Origin of the sequence: Cupriavidus sp. CuC1, from assembly GCF_044627735.1 — a bacterium.
GTDB lineage: Bacteria > Pseudomonadota > Gammaproteobacteria > Burkholderiales > Burkholderiaceae > Cupriavidus > Cupriavidus ulmosensis.
The window spans coordinates 1-16,751 of the sequence record NZ_JBIUHC010000014.1 but is presented as its reverse complement, the minus strand read 5'-3'; the positions used below and the strand labels follow the sequence as shown (position 1 = coordinate 16,751).

The window sequence follows — 16,751 nt, the reverse complement described above, 5'->3', positions numbered from 1 at the left end:
TGCCCCGAGGCGGGTTGCGGGCCCGATAGGGCAGCGGGCCTCGCCCTGGAACAGGGAAGTTTAACAAGTGCGTGGCCGCAGTCTATCGGGTGGGGGCCTACAAGCACATGGGAACGCACGGGCGCAGGTACGTCGTCGCCAACCGTTGGCGCCGCCCTATGTGCGCTGGCAAACACTAGGCGCCAGCGCGCGGATGGCGTCGAGGCAAATCGGCACTAGAGTAAAAGCACAAAACGCGAGATCTTGCGAATCGGGGCACTCGCGAAAAAAGGTGGAAGCCAACACCGGGGGGACAGAATGGCTTTGAACCGCACGATAAATCACGCGCGGGGAGATTGCCTCGCCATTGCCATTGGCGCCGCGCTACTCTCCGGCCATGCCCGCGCCGCCATGGAAGACGAGTTCCTGCAGGCGGAACCCATTACCGCCGACGCAAGCGGCTGGCGCATCGAAGCCAGCTACGACGCCTTCAACAAGACGCTCGACATCTTCAACCTGCGCGATCACAAGGACACCGCCGAACGCACTGGCGACTACAGCGGCGGCCGCTTGGCAATCGGCTACAAGATTTCCCCCGCATGGTCCGTGCAAGCCACCTACTGGCGGCGCAATCTCAAGTTTCAGAAAGACACCGACAACATCAATAGCTGGCAGTTGGCCGTGCACTACGGCATCCTGGTTGCGCCCGAGGGCGAACGGAAATTGACGCTAAAGCTTTCCGCCTGGGGCGACTACGCCAGCAGCCTGGCGAGCAGTACGACGACGCGGATCAATGGAACCAGCTTCAGCAACGTCAGCATCGCGCACGCCAATGACGTCCAGGCACAAGCAGACCTAATCTACTCGGGCAGGCTATGGGAGCACAACTTGCTCAGCGGCTTTATCACCGGCGGCTTCAGCCGGGTGACGACCGGCGATTTCCAGGGGACATACCAGCAAGGCAGTTGCCGCTTCAATGTGCAGGCGGAATCGAACAACATGGCAACCGCGACCCTCGTGAATCCCTGCCAGATCGGCCGCGCCACCGTGCGCAACCTCCAGCTCTCGGCCAACGCCAGCCAGTACGGCCTCGACGTCGACCATGATTTCCATTACACCGCACCCTTCCTGGCGCTTGGTGGCTCCTGGCGCTGGGAATATAAGCACTTCGGCGTGATGGCGGGTTACCAATTTCAATACCTGTTTCGCAATGGTATCGATGACCGGCTTGCCAGCCATGGTGTGCCGCAGGTGCGGTTCAACCAGACCGTTGGGCTTGAGCTCTCGTATGCGCCGGTGAAACACTGCGAAGTCTTCCTGCGGGCGCAGGGGTTTCAGAACAGCTTTGTTGGGTATGTGCCGCTTTTGTACAACGCGGCTACGACTAGCCGGCTGGATAAGTTTTATGGGTTGGCTTCGGTGGGGGTGCGGGTGTTTGGGTTTTGAGGTTGAGATTGGTAGTGGTGACAGGGATGAAATATCGAGTCGTGTGATCCCGGGTCTGGAACCCAGAGAGTTCCTATGGGGGGCGTTTCGCGCCAGCACACATCGCGCGCCCTTTTTCTAGCTGGCCCGCTATACTTTGCGCTCGATGCGGCCAGCAAATCCCGCGCCCTCTCACTTCCGATCTTAAGCATATGCCCACGGACTTTCACGCTTGGCCCCAATTGTTGCAACACTACGAGGCCATGCGCGAAACGCCTATGCGTGAGTGGTTTGCTAGAGATTGTGCGAGCGAGCGCGTCAAGCAGTTCTCATTGGAGGCGGCTGGCCTTTACCTGGATTTCTCCAAAAACCGGATTACACCCCAGACTCTCACCCTGCTCACACACCTTGCCGGGGAGGCCGAGGTCAGGCAGCGCCGCGACACCATGTTTGCCGGCACGCGCATCAACACAACCGAGAGCCGCGCGGTACTCCATGTTGCCCTGCGCGCACCGCGCAATGCTTCGTTCTCAGTGGACGGGGAGCCCGTGATGGCGGCCATCCACGATGTGCTCGCCCGCATGCGGGTCCTTGCCGACCAGGTACGCAACGGCGAATGGACTGGCGCCACCGGCAAACGCATCACCGACGTGATCAACATTGGCATCGGCGGATCCGATCTCGGCCCGCGCATGGTGTGCCGGGCGCTTGCCCACCTGGCAGATGGCGGCCCGAGCATGCATTTCGTGTCCAACGTCGACGGCACCGAGCTTGCCGAGATACTGGCCAAGCTAAACCCCGAGCAGACCCTGGTGATTGTGTGCTCCAAAACCTTCACTACGCTCGAAACCATGACCAATGCGTGCAGCGCGCGCCAGTGGTTTCTCGACAAGGGGATTGCCCAGGATCAACTCACCAGGCACTTTGTTGCGGTCTCCACCAACCTGCAGGCGGTGCGCGACTTCGGCATCGATTCCGCCAACATGTTCGAGTTCTGGGACTGGATCGGCGGGCGCTTCTCGCTGTGGTCTTCGGTGGGCCTATCGATCGCGCTGGCAGTGGGGTTCGATACCTTTGCCGAGCTGTTGGCTGGCGGCCGCGCCATGGACGAGCATTTTCTCAGTGCTCCACTGGACCGAAATATGCCCGTAGTGCTGGGCATGCTCGGCATCTGGTACCGCAACTTCTTCGGCGTGCCGAGCAGTTGCATCGCTCCCTATTCAACATCATTGGAGCTGTTCCCGGCCTACCTTCAACAGCTCGAAATGGAAAGCAACGGCAAGGGCGTCAGGCTCGACGGGCATTGCGTGCGGACGCATACCGCGCCGGTGGTCTGGGGTACGGCAGGCACCAATGGGCAGCATGCCTACTTCCAGATGATCCACCAGGGGTCCCAGATCGTGCCCGTCGACTTCGTCGCGCCGCTCAAGCCCCCGCGCGGGCTGCCGGGACACCATGCCAAGCTGCTTGCCAACTGCTTCGCCCAAGGCGAGGCGCTGATGCGCGGACGCGGCGCCGATGAGTTGCGCGCGGCGGGTATGACAGACGAAGGCCTCATCGCCCACATGGTGTTCGAGGGTAACCGCCCCAGCAACACCCTGCTGATGGACGCTGTTACCCCACACACGCTAGGCGCCTTGATTGCTCTCTACGAGCACCGCACCTTCGTACAAGGCGTGGTGTGGAACATCAACTCCTTCGACCAGTGGGGCGTCGAGCTTGGCAAGGCCCTCGCCAGACCGATCGAGGCAGAGCTCACTGGCGGAGCCTGCATATCGCATGATGCCTCTACCGAGGCACTGATCGCGCGCGCTCGGCGAACCGAGCACGCTTGCTTTTGATCAGGCACTCTTCAAGCAAAGAGCTCCGCTTCGACAAGTCGCTTTCCAGATGCATCCTTGGCAGCGAGGATCGGTGCGCTGAGGAGCGGCCACTCTATGCCGACATCGGCATCATTCCAGACCAAGCTCCGCTCATGCTCCGGATACCAATAATCCGTGGTCTTGTACAGGAACTCCGCGTAGTCGGATGTCACCACGAAGCCGTGAGCAAACCCTTCCGGCACCCACAATTGCCGCTTGTTCTCTGCTGAGAGAGTGGCACCAACCCATTTGCCGAATGTGGGCGAACTCTTACGCAGATCAACGGCAACATCGAATACCTCGCCAACCACAACACGCACCAGCTTACCCTGCGGATGCTGGATCTGGTAATGCAGGCCGCGCAAGACATTGCGCGCGGAGCGCGAATGGTTGTCCTGAACAAAAGTCCGCTTCACTCCCGTCGCATCCTCAAACTGCCGGGCATTGAAGCTCTCATAGAAGAAGCCGCGGTCGTCGCCGAACACCTTCGGCTCGATAATCAGCACTTCAGGAATCTCTGTACGAATGACGTTCAAGCTCATTTGATCGCTTCCAAAATAATCTGCTGCAGGTACTTGCCGTATCCATTCTTCGACAGCGGCTTCGCCAACTCCGCAACCCGATCTGCGTCAATCCACTTGCTGCGGTAGGCGATCTCTTCCGGACAAGCCACCATCAGCCCTTGCCGGTGCTGTAAGGTCGCAATGAAGGAAGCCGCTTCCAGCAGCGAATCGTGCGTACCGGTGTCGAGCCACGCGTAGCCGCGGCCCATGATTTCCACGTCGAGTTGCGCCATCTCCAGATAGCGCTTGTTGACGTCAGTGATTTCCAGCTCACCTCGAGGCGATGGCTTGATATCAGCGGCGATATCGCACACCTGGTTATCGTAGAAATACAAGCCGGTAACTGCGTAGTGAGAGCGCGGATTGACGGGTTTCTCTTCGAGCGATAGCGCGCGAAATTTATCGTCGAATTCCACCACGCCATAACGCTCGGGGTCGTGCACGTGATAGGCAAATACCGTCGCACCCTCTTTCTGCGTGGCCGCGCGCTCCAGTTGCCCCACGAGGTCATGGCCATGGAAGATGTTGTCGCCCAGGATCAGGGTAGACGGGTCGTTGCCGATGAAGTCGCGGCCGATGATGAAGGCCTGCGCCAGACCGTCCGGCGAGGGCTGCACCGCGTACTGCAGGTTGATGCCCCATTTGCTGCCATCGCCGAGCATGTCGGCAAAGCGCGGGGTATCCTCCGGCGTCGAGATAATCAGGATGTCTCGAATCCCTGCCAGCATCAGCGTGGAAAGGGGATAGTAGATCATCGGCTTGTCGTACACCGGCAGCAATTGCTTGGATACCGAGCGAGTGATCGGATAAAGCCGTGTGCCGGAACCGCCGGCCAGGATAATACCTTTGCGCATAGTCTCTGAAATCAGGGAAGGATCTGGTCTAGCAGGAGATGAACGCCCTGCTGCCAATCCGGAAGATGAATGTTGAAGGTTTGACGCAGCTTGCTAGTCTCCAGCCGTGAATTGGCCGGCCGCGGCGCGGGTAGCGGATAGGCGGTAGCCGGAATCGCCTCAATACGCGCCGGGTCCACTTTCAGCTCGACGCCGCGTGCTGCCGCATAACGCAGGACTTCCGTGGCATAGCCGTGCCACGTGGTTTCTCCGGCAGCGGCCAAGTGGTACACGCCAACGGGGAAGGCATCACGCTGGCCCTGCAGCCAGTGGCGCGCCACAATCTGCGCAGTCACGTCGGCGATTAGCGCGGCCGTGGTCGGCGCGCCGAACTGGTCTGCAATCACGCGCAGGCTGTCGCGCTCGCGGCCCAGTTTGAGCATAGTCTTGGTGAAGTTGCCGCCATGGGCGCCGGCCACCCAGCACGTGCGAAGAACCAGCGCCTGCGCGCCGGATGCGGCGATCGCCTCCTCGCCAGCCAGCTTGCTCTTACCGTAGACGGACTGCGGGTTGACCGCATCCGCTTCCACATAGGCGCCGTCCTTGTTGCCGTCGAATACGTAGTCGGTGGAGTAATGCACCAACAGGCTGCCAAGCGCCTTGGCCTCCTCGGCCAGTACGCCGGCGGCGGCGCCATTGACCGCGAACGCGGTCTCGGCGTCGGTCTCGGCCTTGTCCACAGCCGTGTACGCGGCAGGATTGACAATCACCTCCGGCCGGTACTGGCGGACCAGCCGGCGCAGTTCGTCGGGGCGCGACAGGTCGCAACTTGCGCGGTCAAGCGCGATCACATTGCCCAACGGTGCAAGGCTCCGGCGCAACTCGAATCCAACCTGGCCGTTGCTCCCTGTCACAAGCAGGGTGGGAGTATGAGCGGCCTTACGCTGCATATTGCCTCTCGACCCAATTGCGGTATTCCCCGGACATCACATCCTGCACCCAGGCCTGGTTGTCCAGATACCACTGAACAGTCTTGCGCATACCGGTCTCGAACGTCTCAGCAGGCTTCCAGCCGAGTTCACGCTCCAGCTTGCGCGCATCGATGGCATAGCGCCGGTCGTGGCCAGGCCGGTCCTTGACGAAGGTAATCTGGTCCCGGTAAGAGCCGGCCGCCTTCGGGCGCAACTCGTCGAGCAGATCGCAAAGGGTATGGACGACGTCGAGGTTGGTCTTCTCGTTCCAGCCGCCCACGTTGTACGTCTCGCCCAGGCGGCCATGCGCCAGCACTTCGCGGATGGCGGCGCAGTGATCGCCAACATACAGCCAGTCCCGCACGTTCAGGCCATCGCCATAGACGGGCAAGGGCTTGCCGCCCAGCGCGTTGGCGATGATCAGCGGAATCAGCTTCTCGGGGAAGTGATACGGGCCGTAGTTGTTGGAGCAGTTCGTTGTAAGAACCGGCAAGCCATAGGTGTGGTGATAGGCGCGCACCAGGTGGTCCGATGCGGCCTTTGAAGCCGAATACGGGCTGTTCGGCGCGTAGGGCGTGGACTCGGAGAACTGCGGGTCGTCGGCCTCCAGCGAGCCGAAGACTTCGTCGGTAGAGACGTGCAGAAATCGGAAAGCTGCCTTGGCCTCGTCATCCAATGCGCTCCAGTAGGCGCGCACCGCCTCGAGCAGCGCGAAGGTGCCGACGATATTGGTCTGGATAAACTCGCCCGGGCCGTGGATGGAGCGATCCACATGGCTCTCTGCGGCAAAGTGCACCACGGCGCGCGGCTTGTAGGTCGCCAGCAGCTGGTCCAGCGCGGCGCGGTCGCAGATATCCGTCTGCGAGAAGACATGGCGGCTGTCGCCATCCAGCGAGGTAAGTGTCTTGCGGTTGCCCGCGTAAGTAAGCTTGTCGACATTGACAATGCTGTCGGCGCCATCCTTGCCGAGCCAATTCAGAACGAAGTTGGCGCCAATGAACCCAGCGCCGCCAGTCACAACGATATGTGCCAAATCTGCACTCCCTGTTTTGCGTGAATTTATGTGATAACGAAACGCAGTAGCATCAAGCCACATGCGACAGACAAGCCCTTGCGAGCGCGCACTCTAGATCGGCACTATTTGGCGCGTTGATACTCGAGGGATCAGCACGCGGGCCAAAGCGTTTTACCGGCATCCCCTACGGCATACGCGAGTATTGATCTTCAAACCGCACGATATCGTCCTCGCCGAGGTAAGAGCCCGACTGCACCTCAATCAGTTCAAGCGGAATCTTGCCCGGATTCTCCAGCCGGTGGGTCGCCCCTAGGGGAATGTAGGTCGACTGGTTTTCCGACAGCAGCAGCACCTGGTCGCCGTTGTACACCTTGGCCGTGCCACACACAACAATCCAGTGTTCCGCACGGTGATGGTGCATCTGCAAGCTCAGCGCGGAACCCGGATTGACGACAATGCGCTTGACTTGAAAGCGCTCACCCTGGTCGATACCTTCATACGAGCCCCACGGACGGAACACCTTGCGGTGCGTGACCGACTCGTGCCGGCCCGAGCGATTCAGTTGCTCGACGATCTTCTTCACGTCCTGCGCCTTGTTGCGGTGGGCAACGAGGATGGCATCGGCGGTTTCCACAATGACGAGGTCTTTCACGCCAACCGCTGCAACCATGCGATGCTCTGCGCGCACGTAGCTATTGCTGACATCCTCGGTCAGCACATCGCCGAACAGTGCATTGCCATTGGCGTCGGCTTTGGCAAGCTCCGCCAGCGCCGTCCATGAGCCAATGTCATTCCAGCCGAGGCCAGCCGCGGTCACCACCGCGGCACGATCGGTCTTTTCCATCACGGCGTAGTCGATCGACACGTTGGGGCAGGCACTGAACGCTTCCACATCCAGCCGCAGGAAGTCAACGTCACGCTTGCCCGCCGCCAAGGCCAACTCAGCCTGGTGCAAGATCTCCGGTTCATGGCGGCGCAGTTCGTCCAGAAAGGCCGACGCCTTCAACATGAACATGCCGCTGTTCCAGCAATAACCGCCCTCTTCGAGGAAACGTCCGGCGGTGGCGGCATCCGGTTTCTCCACAAATCGCTCGACCCGGTATGCGCCGTCCTCGACAAGCAGCGCCTCGCCGGTACGGATATAGCCGTAGCCAGTATGTGGCTCGGTCGGTTCGATACCGAAGGTCACCAGATAATTGTCTTTGGCAATGCCTGCCGCGATGGCGGCTAGTTTGCCGAATACCTCGTCGTTCAGGATCACGTGATCGGAGGGCAACACCAGCAACAAGGCATCCGGCGTTGCTTGCCGCGCAAGCAACGCCGCCACTGCCACTGCCGGCGCTGTATTGCGGCCAACCGGCTCCAGCACGATTGACGAAGGCTTCACGCTAATACTGCGCAACTGCTCCGCAACCAGAAAGCGTTGTTCCTCATTGGTGATGATGATGGGCGCAGCCACATCGCCAGCATTCCGCAAGCGCAGGACTGTCTGCTGCACCAGCGTGTGTCCTCCATCGAACTTCAAGTACTGCTTCGGATAGCCGCCGCGGGACATCGGCCACAGCCGCGTACCACTGCCGCCGCAAAGAATGACAGGATAGATGCTCATACCGGTTCCCACAAAGAATACGCCGCGATCAACCGATCGCCCAATTCCGTACAAAGCTGGTGACTTCCCAGCACGAGTTCATCGCACTCATCGGACTCATCGGATCTGCGCCGCCTTTCGACTTTGCCACACCCAGCATCCATATCGCACTGCATTGCGGCTCCAGCGCCATGCCTTGCGCAGCATGCGGCTACGATCACGCGCGATCGGCACCAACGGGCGTCCCGCGGTTCGCCCCAGCTTGCGCACCACGGACTCGGGCGTGGTGAAGAGCCGGGTGCGCCAGTCCCAATAAATTGCGTAGCGTAGCAGTACGCCAGCCACCAACATGTCCAGGCTCAGCGCCCGCTGACGCCAGGGCTGCGCCAGCGCATCCTCGGTCAAGCCCCAGCCCGCATAGAATGGCAGTCCGTAGGTGAACACGCGCTTTCCGCGCAGCAGTGCGTCGAAGCCCGCGAGCGAGGACAGCACATGTACCTCGTCGGCACAATCGACCAGCGACAGCAGATCAGCATCGGCGTCGACGATATCCGCCAGTTCGCGGGCCTGCACCAGTCCCACCCGGTTGCCCGACAGGACATCAGGGTGCGGCTTGTAGACAATGAACCCATCCGGATTGCGCCTGCGCACCTCTTCGAGCAGCGCCTCCGCCGTGCCCAGCGCCCCGGTGCCAAAGCGAATCGAAGCATCGTCCGCCACTTGGCCCGGAACCAGGATCACGGGCTTGCCGGCCGGCGCTTGCCAGACGGGCGCGCGCCGGCCCAGGTTGTACTTGGTCACCCCCAGCCGGGCAATCAGCTCACGCAGCGCCGCCGCGCGCGCAAGCTCCGCAGCGTCGAAATGGACGTCATTCAGGATACGCGTCAACTCGTTCGGGCTGCGCGCATCGAAATACAAACCTTGCCGATCCAGTACCTGGCTGCACGGCGCATTCATATCGGACCCCAGACCATCCGAATGGAGGAACCCGTCTTCCATGCGCAGCATGGGCGTGCCTGCAGGTATGCCCTCGTTGCTCTTGCCGCCCCAGAGCGCCACACGCTCGCCGGGCTTGATGTCCGCGGGCGAAGCAGGCCAGCGCAGTTCACCGCCGCCCGCTGTCAGGAACGGCTCGGCAAAATGCCGTTTCCAGATCTGAAACCGTACGCCCGCCACCCGCGCGCAATCCGCATAGCGGGCTCGCACCGTGCGCTGCAACTCGAGACTGTCCAGCACCTGCTTCAGCGTGCCAGGACGGTGCGTTTCCGGATCAAAATAGGACGCGAGGCGCAGATAAACAGCGTCGAACAGCGCCGCGAGCGTCGGTCGGCATTGGCGGTCCGGCATAGGCAGGTCATCCTGCGTCAATCCCCAGCCAGCATAGTAAGGACGACCGAAGACACGCACAGGTAGCCCGGCCAACAATGCCTGCATGCCTTCTGGCGCGCTCACAGTATAGACACGATCGACGTGCGGCAGCGAGGCGAAGAGGCTGAAGCCGCCGGCAACACGCCTCGCGCCAACCGGGAGTTCACGCGACCGAGACAAGCAACCCTGCCTGTTGCCGGTGGCCGGCCAGATCCAGAATTCCGCGTCGGGGTATTCCGCGCGGGCCGACGCCACCATCCGCCCGAAGGCGGCGCGATCCGTCCCGGCAACCCGGCATTGATCAATGAGCAATACCCGTAGCCTGCCGCGCGGCGCGCTCAAGTCCGGCGGGCAACGAGGCACCGCATCGCGGACAGGATCCGCACATGCGGCAACCAGGCGCGTCATCAGCCCAGATAATTCCGAATCGCTCCCGAGGCCAGGTGTGTTCTCGAGCAGTGCCTTTACCGCAGGTGCCAGCAAGTCCGGCCCGGCGCCCTGACCAGGTAGCGTGAACCACGACAACATTGGTAGCCCCACCCCGCAGGCGGACCAGACCGGCCCGGGCAGCAAGGCCGGGGCGGCGAACCCGCATTGCAGCGCAAGCCTATGGAAAAACCGACCCGCGGGCCTCCCGACCCATACGCCGCCAGCGAAGCCCGTCACGGACGCCAGCGTACGCCAGCCGCGTGTCACGCCGCGCAGGCTGACGCCAGGCGTCGGCATCAAGGGCCCCATGACCGCGCCTTCACCACGCATCTACGCGATTTCATCAATGAATTGGTCGACCAATTCAAAATGCTCTTTCCAGGTCGGCTCCTGGAATCCCTTGATCCGCGCCAGCTGCGCCGTGCGCCCCTGGCTGCCGGCGTCCGCATATTCCATAATGCGGGAAGCCCATCCTGGCCCATCGAGCGGATCGAGATACTCTGGAATCTCGGCGGCGATCTCCCGAAACACGGGCAGATCGCTGGCAATCACCGGCACGCTCATCGCCAGGGCCTCCGCCAGCGGCATACCGTAACCTTCCACGAAAGACGGGAACAGCAAGGCCTGCGTATGGTGCAGATAATTGTGGAGACGCTCGTCCGAACAGTTGCCTTCCTCGATCACCTTGCCGCGTAGCGGCTCGCAGCGTTCCAGCATATCGATCACATTCTCGCATTCCCAGCCTCGCCGCCCGATCACCACAAGTGTCGGTGCCCGCTCGCCCAAGTCTTCAACCAGGCGACGCCAGACGTGGAGCGCAAACCAATGATTCTTACGTGGCTCGATGGTGCCGAGCATGACGAAATAAGGCTGCTGGATAGGACGCTCGCCGGCAACGCCTGCAGGCACGCCGGATGCGAGGCGGGCTACCACGGTCGCCGGCAATGTCCAACCGGCCTTTTGCGAAGTTTCAACCAGAGAATCGAGCGTGGCCTGGGAGTTGGCAACAATGCCGTCCGCATGGCTTAGTGCAACGCGCATCCTTTCATGGTGCTTCTCGCGCACGCCGGGCCGGCAATACTCCGCGTGAGTAAGCGGAATCAAATCGTGCACCATGAATACAGACCGAATACCCCTTCTTTTCATCGTTCTGAAATATCGGCCGAACTCCATTCCGGAATGACTGGTATGCAGGAGCACACCCTGACTGCGTCGTTCACGCCGGATCCCGCCGAGAATCGCGCGCACCATCAAGGCCCGCGCTGCCCTCGATCGGGTGAAATCCTGGTTCAACAGCAGCTCGAAAGCCAGCGCCGACTCGCGCTCCGACAACACCACGTGAAACCCGTATTCGCTGAGCACGGCACGGGCCCGGTAGGCATAGTGCCGGATGTAGGCGAGGCCGACGCGATCGACGCCAGTCGGCAACATGCGCTTGGCAAAGCGATCCAGAAGGCGCGTAACGTCGAGGAATATCGGGAGCACGTGTAGTGGCGGGAATCAGATTCCGCAAGCAGTGTGTGAGAATTTCCAACAATGCCCGAAATGAGCTCGCCGGCAGGGAGCTTATTCTAGCCATGAACATGCCATAATTGCAAAGATTAGCCTAGCCTTAAAGAGACTCTCGAGAAATGCGTAGCTTTCCCGCCGTGTTGTTGGCCGTATCGACCCTCTCGATCAGCCTTACCGCCTGTTCCATCGTGTCTTCCTCCGGACCAACCAAGTCCCAGGTGCAGGATACGGTCAATGCGTCCGTCACGGCTGGCATCCAGATCGTCGATGTCACCGAGGACGTTGCCCAGCGGCTGCTTGCGGAACGTCAGGGCGATGACTTCGCCAGAGCTCTGGGCAACAACAAGCAATTCCAGCAGCAGCTAGGCGTGGGGGACACCATCGAGGTCTCCGTCTGGGAGGCACCGCCGGCCACCCTGTTCGGCGCCTCGGTCGCGGATCCGCGCGTAGCCCCCAGCAATGCCAGGGTGACTGTACTGCCCGAGCAAATGGTTAGCGGCGACGGCTATATCAACGTTCCCTTCGCCGGCCAGATGAAGGCCGCCGGCCGAACCACCACCCAACTGGAACGCGACATCACCGCAGCCCTCAAGGGCAAGGCCAACCAGCCTCAGGTGCTGGTAAGACTGTCAAAGAATGTTACGTCCTATGTCACCGTCGTAGGTGACGTTGCCGCCAGCACCCGCATGCAACTGACGCCACGGGGCGAACGGCTTCTCGACGCAGTTGCCAGCGCGGGCGGCGTGCGCCAGCCCGTGGAAAAGATGACCATCCAGGTCACCCGCGGCAGCGAAGTCCAGGCCCTGCCGCTGCAAACCATCATCCGTGACCCCCGCCAGAACGTACCCCTACGTGCCGGCGACGTGGTGACTGCGCTATACCAACCTCTCAGCTTCACCGCGCTTGGCGCCACCGGCAAGAACCAGGAAGTCAATTTCGAAGCGCAAGGCATCACGCTGGCTCAGGCTATCGCCCGGGCTGGTGGTCTGGACGATGCCCGCTCAGATGCACAAGGCGTGTTCCTCTTCCGCTTTGAAGACGCCAAGGCACTGCCCTGGCCGCGCCAGCCGGTACGCACCACGCAAAATGGCAAGGTGCCGGTGATCTACCGCATCAATTTGAAAGACCCTGGCAGCTTCTTCGTGGCGCAGACCTTCCCGGTGGACAATAAGGATTTGCTGTACGTGTCGAATGCGCCGATCACGGAGCTGCAGAAGTTCTTGAATGTGGTGTTCTCCGTGGCTTACCCGGTTGTAACAACGGTGAATACGTTCAAGTAACCGCCGCTATAACCGGAATGCCCGTGCTGTTTGCGCACTATCGAGTCAAGGTGCTTGACGTTTGCAAAAATTGGCACTTACGTCCAACTGAGCTTTGCCAACGATGCCTCGGAAAGGCCAAGCATACTTGGCGAGTAGCGGATCCAGGAATCTGCATATAGAAATTGGGATCATATAAAGGCTACACTGAATTGATGCGCGGATCATGACGCATCATCTCAGTGTTCCTTGCCCCAAAATTCCCATCATATAAGAATGCCTACAGACAGATATTCTGCCGAATTGATCACTCGACCTTGTTTAGCCATCGACAAGCAGCAGCGAGCAGATTTGAAAAACCAAAAGCCATTTGTACTATGGTTCACTGGTATATCAGGGGCAGGGAAAACCACGCTCGCCAATCTTGTCGAGCACTATCTCCATGCACAGTGCTATCACACATTCCTTCTCGATGGCGATGTCGTTCGACTTGGTCTGAACCAAGATCTTGGGTTTAGTGATGGTGATCGCCAGGAGAATATCCGCCGCGTAGCCGAAGTTGCAAAATTAATGGTTGATGGAGGCCTGATTGTCTTGGCGTCGTTCATTTCGCCATTTCAAGTAGATCGTATTGCAGCGAGAAAATTATTCGAGGCCGGAGAATTCGTGGAGGTATACGTAGACACCCCCGCCAGTACAGCCGAAGCAAGAGACCCCAAGGGCCTGTATGCAAAAGCAAGGGGGGGAATGGTCAGAAATTTCACCACGATCGATTCTCGGTACGAGCCTCCCCAGTCACCTGAAATTCACATTCGCACAGTAGATAAGAATCCACAAGACTGTGCGGCACTGATTATTTCAAAACTGGTTGCGAGGAAGCTGTTGCGGTAAACGCAACTCCTATGGTCGTCCGAGCACCCCAAGAGCCTAGATGAGACAATGGATTAAGGTTGCCAAGGTAAGCGTAGAACTCCGGGAATCGATACGATATGCGCCATTTTCCGGAGGTTTGAGCACACCACCCTCCTCTCGCAGCCGCTTGATCGACCTACGCCACCCGCTGGCGGTTTCGGCTAAATGCATGCTGTGGGACATGAATTCCAGCGTGACTTTCCCACAAGCTTCCTGCCGCTCCTCGAACTCCCGCTCATATTGCTCACGGATATCCAGCCGCTAGGGTTGCAGGGTGTTTTCCACCAGTTTCCCCCCCCTTCCCCCTCTACGTCAGAAAGCGATGATCCCCTAGATTCCTATTTTTTTGGGGCGATTCAGCCAAGAAAGAAATCCATATCCCCTCCAGTTACTAATCACCTGCAAGGCTCGTTCAAGCTCATTAATCTTCTGGAAGCAGTCTTGCAATTGCGTAAAGTGCTCGGCTCTTAAGAGCGCCAGCGTCTCTCGATTCGCCTGATTGGCAGACTCCTCTCTGGCCGACATTACGTTAATTGCAGCGAGATGTTCGTCTCGCGAAAGCGCGATCATCTTCTCGTACTCTGCTGCCAATCGTCTAGCGCCCGACTCTATCACATCCAGCGCAGAGTTATATTCACCCCGGAGTGTCATCACGCCGCGCTCGTATTCCTCCCGCATGCGATCCTCTCGTCCCTTGGCTTCGCCCAATGCAGTTGAATGTTCACTGCGCAATACCCCGAGCAGTTGTGTGTAGGTTGCTTCAAGCCGAGTTTCCCTCTCGTCAGCGAGGCGTCTGGTATCCGCTTGCTCCTGCCGAAGGCTATGGAGTGCCCGCTCGTGATCCTCCTTCAGCCGTGCTTCGCGTAGACTACCTTCCCGCAAGGCCTGCGCACGCTCGTCGAGCAACTGGTGAATCAACTGATCGTGGGAGGCTTTCAGCGCCTCGTCTTTTGCAGCAAGAGCGCTGACCTCCGATGCGTGGGCTTCGATTAGCAATGCAAGCGCCTTCTCATGCTCCGCACCCAATAAATTGCGCTCTTCCTCAATTTCCTCCCTCAGCCGTGCCTCGCGTACGCCACCTTCTTGCAAGGCTTGCGCACGCTCGTCGAGCAGAAGGTGGATCAGCTGATCGTGCGAGGCTTTCAGCGCCTCGTCTTTGGCAACAAGAGCACTGATCTCCGATGCGTGGGCCTCCGATAGCAATGCAAGTGCCTTGCCGTGCTCAGCACCCCAGAATTTGCGCTCTTCCTCGACTGTCTTTCGCGCCTCATTAGCCTCGACTTCAAGCACCCTGATACGTTGCGTGTTATCGGCGTAAAGCTGATGTATGGATTCCGCTTGCGCCTCCCGACCGGTTTTGAGGAACCTTATCCTGATACTGAATTGAATCGAATCGGCAAGAACATCGGGATTGATATTTTCAAAATAGATCTGAGGATCGCACGTTTCAAAAAAATATTTATCCCCAGCAACCACAGATGCATTAGTCCGCTGCTCTCCAAGAGGCCTGCTCTCCCCACTCTCCGATATCAAACAAGCATCATTAATAATCAAAATAACGCTATCATCCAAAGGATCCAGACGCAGAGCCTTTACCCCCCTCCGACTGTCTAGCTCGAAAATGGGGTTGCATTCAGGCAAGGTCGCATCAACAATATGAATAATCGACTCGGACTCCGAAAATCCACTACCGCTATCGACGAACAATTGAACTATGCTTTTTTCATTCATCGATTTACCATTTGATCCACCACCGAAGGACCAGGGGGAAATCAATTTGGACAGTAGGTCGAATCTATTGCGTATAGCTGGAATATTTTCAAATTGATCTGCCTCTATTGCCTCATATGCGTCGACGGCCAGCCTTACTGATTCATGAGAAGCTGATATGTCTTGCGAGGCATAATGATGCCTTAATGTCGGCTCAAGAAAAGCATTAACTTCCGCTTGTTTATCCCAGCATAAGGACAGGTTGAAAGTTTCTGCGATATTTCGCACTATCGCCTGCCAATCGTTTAGCAGGAGGTCATATGTGACAACGGTACGAGGGGAATGGCCAGACCAACGCTCGGCCTCCAAGACATGGGCCAGCCATGACATGCATGAAAGCTCCTCTGGAACCGCCTCTCGCGCGGCAAGAGAAGCAGCAACTTCACGAGGATGGCGCAAGCAAAGTATGAAATGCGGCGATATCTCAAGCTCTACCAGTATATCCATCCAGAGCGGCAATAAACGGCATAATCTTGGATCTTTCAAAAGCCATAATGGCTTAGCACCATAGTAATGGCGCACAAGATCCATCAACTGGACGCGGAAGGGTTCCACCTCTTCAGCCTTCCACCAATTCTCGGGAAGTGGACGATCATCCTGCCAAGTAGACCCAATCCTCGCCAACAGCGCATCATGGCAAGCTACGATTGCTGAGTTTTCCCAGTAGCCTTTCGGGTTATCTCCCTTGACGGGCGGAAGCAGATTATCACCCGCATCCACCCCCATCAAATCTAGCACACCAGCCAACGCCGACGTGCCACTTCGATGCATCCCAAGAATAATTATTGCGTTCATCCGAATTACGCGCGTTATCTAATAATGATTTCCAAATAGGACGATGTAAGTCCGCTACAGCCCAGCATGGAAGTGCATATCGCAGCACTCTAACACAAAGCATTTAGACATCGTGGTCAAGAAAGCTGTACTTTTTGCTCCTATTCCCACATATGCCATTGCGTCTTATCGTTTACCCGGCTGCGCCGCGTTTTATCAAGCGACGCATATCGCAGGCGGGAAATTGTACCCTGAACTTCCGGAGTAGGATATTGACCATCTAAACCATCGTATTAGGTGAATAACCAGTATCTTGGATACCAATCCACCGCCGGCGTTATAGTGCCGGTGGCTCATTGACATAAACAGGGCAGTAGATCACCACGCTAGTACAGCCGCCGCCCGGCCTAGGCTCAATACTGTTAACAAATTCGAATTTGTGTTAACTTTCAAGCCTCTGCAACAACAAGAAGAGCTTGAAGGATGGCAAG

Annotated in this window: 12 protein-coding genes; 4 read left to right on the top strand and 8 right to left on the bottom strand. The window is 58.8% G+C overall.

The features are described 5' to 3' along the window. The first annotated feature begins 390 nt into the window (after positions 1–390). Complete coding sequence (locus ACGLHR_RS08540) at positions 391–1,425, top strand: hypothetical protein (RefSeq protein WP_400093222.1); 1,035 nt, start codon at positions 391–393, stop codon at positions 1,423–1,425. A 191-nt stretch (positions 1,426–1,616) separates the two neighbouring features. Next, positions 1,617–3,245, top strand: a complete 1,629-nt coding sequence (gene pgi, locus ACGLHR_RS08535) for a glucose-6-phosphate isomerase (protein ID WP_400093220.1) — start codon at positions 1,617–1,619, stop codon at positions 3,243–3,245. 11 nt (positions 3,246–3,256) lie between these two features. On the opposite strand, the gene rfbC is transcribed toward pgi, so the two are convergent. From rfbC to ACGLHR_RS08500, 7 genes are all read right to left on the bottom strand, one after another. Beyond that, positions 3,257–3,808, bottom strand: a complete 552-nt coding sequence (rfbC, locus tag ACGLHR_RS08530; protein WP_400093218.1) for a dTDP-4-dehydrorhamnose 3,5-epimerase — start codon at positions 3,806–3,808, stop codon at positions 3,257–3,259. Then, positions 3,805–4,683 (bottom strand): glucose-1-phosphate thymidylyltransferase RfbA, encoded by an 879-nt coding sequence (gene rfbA / locus ACGLHR_RS08525; RefSeq protein WP_400093217.1) that lies wholly within the window; start codon positions 4,681–4,683, stop codon positions 3,805–3,807. The genes rfbC and rfbA overlap by 4 nt, the downstream gene beginning before the upstream one ends. 11 nt (positions 4,684–4,694) lie before the next feature. Continuing rightward, complete coding sequence (rfbD, locus tag ACGLHR_RS08520; RefSeq protein ID WP_400093216.1) at positions 4,695–5,612, bottom strand: dTDP-4-dehydrorhamnose reductase; 918 nt, start codon at positions 5,610–5,612, stop codon at positions 4,695–4,697. Continuing rightward, the gene (rfbB, locus tag ACGLHR_RS08515; RefSeq protein ID WP_400093215.1) at positions 5,602–6,666 is read right to left on the bottom strand and encodes a dTDP-glucose 4,6-dehydratase; all 1,065 of its coding nucleotides are present in this window, start codon (positions 6,664–6,666) and stop codon (positions 5,602–5,604) included. Before rfbB ends, rfbD begins: the two co-directional genes overlap by 11 nt. A 166-nt stretch (positions 6,667–6,832) precedes the next feature. After that, positions 6,833–8,257: a mannose-1-phosphate guanylyltransferase/mannose-6-phosphate isomerase gene (locus tag ACGLHR_RS08510; RefSeq protein WP_400093213.1), complete on the bottom strand. Its 1,425-nt coding sequence runs from the start codon at positions 8,255–8,257 to the stop codon at positions 6,833–6,835. Positions 8,258–8,353: 96 nt separating this feature from the next. Further along, the gene (locus ACGLHR_RS08505) at positions 8,354–10,363 is read right to left on the bottom strand and encodes a capsular polysaccharide biosynthesis protein (RefSeq protein ID WP_400093212.1); all 2,010 of its coding nucleotides are present in this window, start codon (positions 10,361–10,363) and stop codon (positions 8,354–8,356) included. Beyond that, positions 10,364–11,518, bottom strand: coding sequence for a glycosyltransferase family 4 protein (locus tag ACGLHR_RS08500; protein WP_400093211.1), 1,155 nt, complete (start codon positions 11,516–11,518; stop codon positions 10,364–10,366). Positions 11,519–11,664: 146 nt separating this feature from the next. Between ACGLHR_RS08500 and ACGLHR_RS08495 the strand changes: the two genes are divergently transcribed. Continuing rightward, the gene (locus ACGLHR_RS08495) at positions 11,665–12,825 is read left to right on the top strand and encodes a polysaccharide biosynthesis/export family protein (RefSeq protein ID WP_400093209.1); all 1,161 of its coding nucleotides are present in this window, start codon (positions 11,665–11,667) and stop codon (positions 12,823–12,825) included. A gap of 255 nt (positions 12,826–13,080) precedes the next feature. Then, positions 13,081–13,695: an adenylyl-sulfate kinase gene (gene cysC / locus ACGLHR_RS08490; protein ID WP_400093208.1), complete on the top strand. Its 615-nt coding sequence runs from the start codon at positions 13,081–13,083 to the stop codon at positions 13,693–13,695. A gap of 351 nt (positions 13,696–14,046) precedes the next feature. On the opposite strand, the gene ACGLHR_RS08485 is transcribed toward cysC, so the two are convergent. Further along, positions 14,047–16,281, bottom strand: coding sequence for a hypothetical protein (locus ACGLHR_RS08485; protein ID WP_400093206.1), 2,235 nt, complete (start codon positions 16,279–16,281; stop codon positions 14,047–14,049). Between the last annotated feature and the right edge of the window lie 470 nt (positions 16,282–16,751).

Bases quoted from the DNA above. Each gene is read 5' to 3' on its own strand.
- ACGLHR_RS08540 (WP_400093222.1), top strand. From the start codon at position 391: ATGGAAGACGAGTTCCTGCAGGCGGAACCCATTACCGCCGACGCAAGC.
- pgi (WP_400093220.1), top strand. From the start codon at position 1,617: ATGCCCACGGACTTTCACGCTTGGCCCCAATTGTTGCAACACTACGAG.
- rfbC (WP_400093218.1), bottom strand. From the start codon at position 3,808: ATGAGCTTGAACGTCATTCGTACAGAGATTCCTGAAGTGCTGATTATC.
- rfbA (WP_400093217.1), bottom strand. From the start codon at position 4,683: ATGCGCAAAGGTATTATCCTGGCCGGCGGTTCCGGCACACGGCTTTAT.
- rfbD (WP_400093216.1), bottom strand. From the start codon at position 5,612: ATGCAGCGTAAGGCCGCTCATACTCCCACCCTGCTTGTGACAGGGAGC.
- ACGLHR_RS08510 (WP_400093213.1), bottom strand. From the start codon at position 8,257: ATGAGCATCTATCCTGTCATTCTTTGCGGCGGCAGTGGTACGCGGCTG.
- ACGLHR_RS08505 (WP_400093212.1), bottom strand. From the start codon at position 10,363: ATGCGTGGTGAAGGCGCGGTCATGGGGCCCTTGATGCCGACGCCTGGC.
- ACGLHR_RS08495 (WP_400093209.1), top strand. From the start codon at position 11,665: ATGCGTAGCTTTCCCGCCGTGTTGTTGGCCGTATCGACCCTCTCGATC.
- cysC (WP_400093208.1), top strand. From the start codon at position 13,081: ATGCCTACAGACAGATATTCTGCCGAATTGATCACTCGACCTTGTTTA.
- ACGLHR_RS08485 (WP_400093206.1), bottom strand. From the start codon at position 16,281: ATGAACGCAATAATTATTCTTGGGATGCATCGAAGTGGCACGTCGGCG.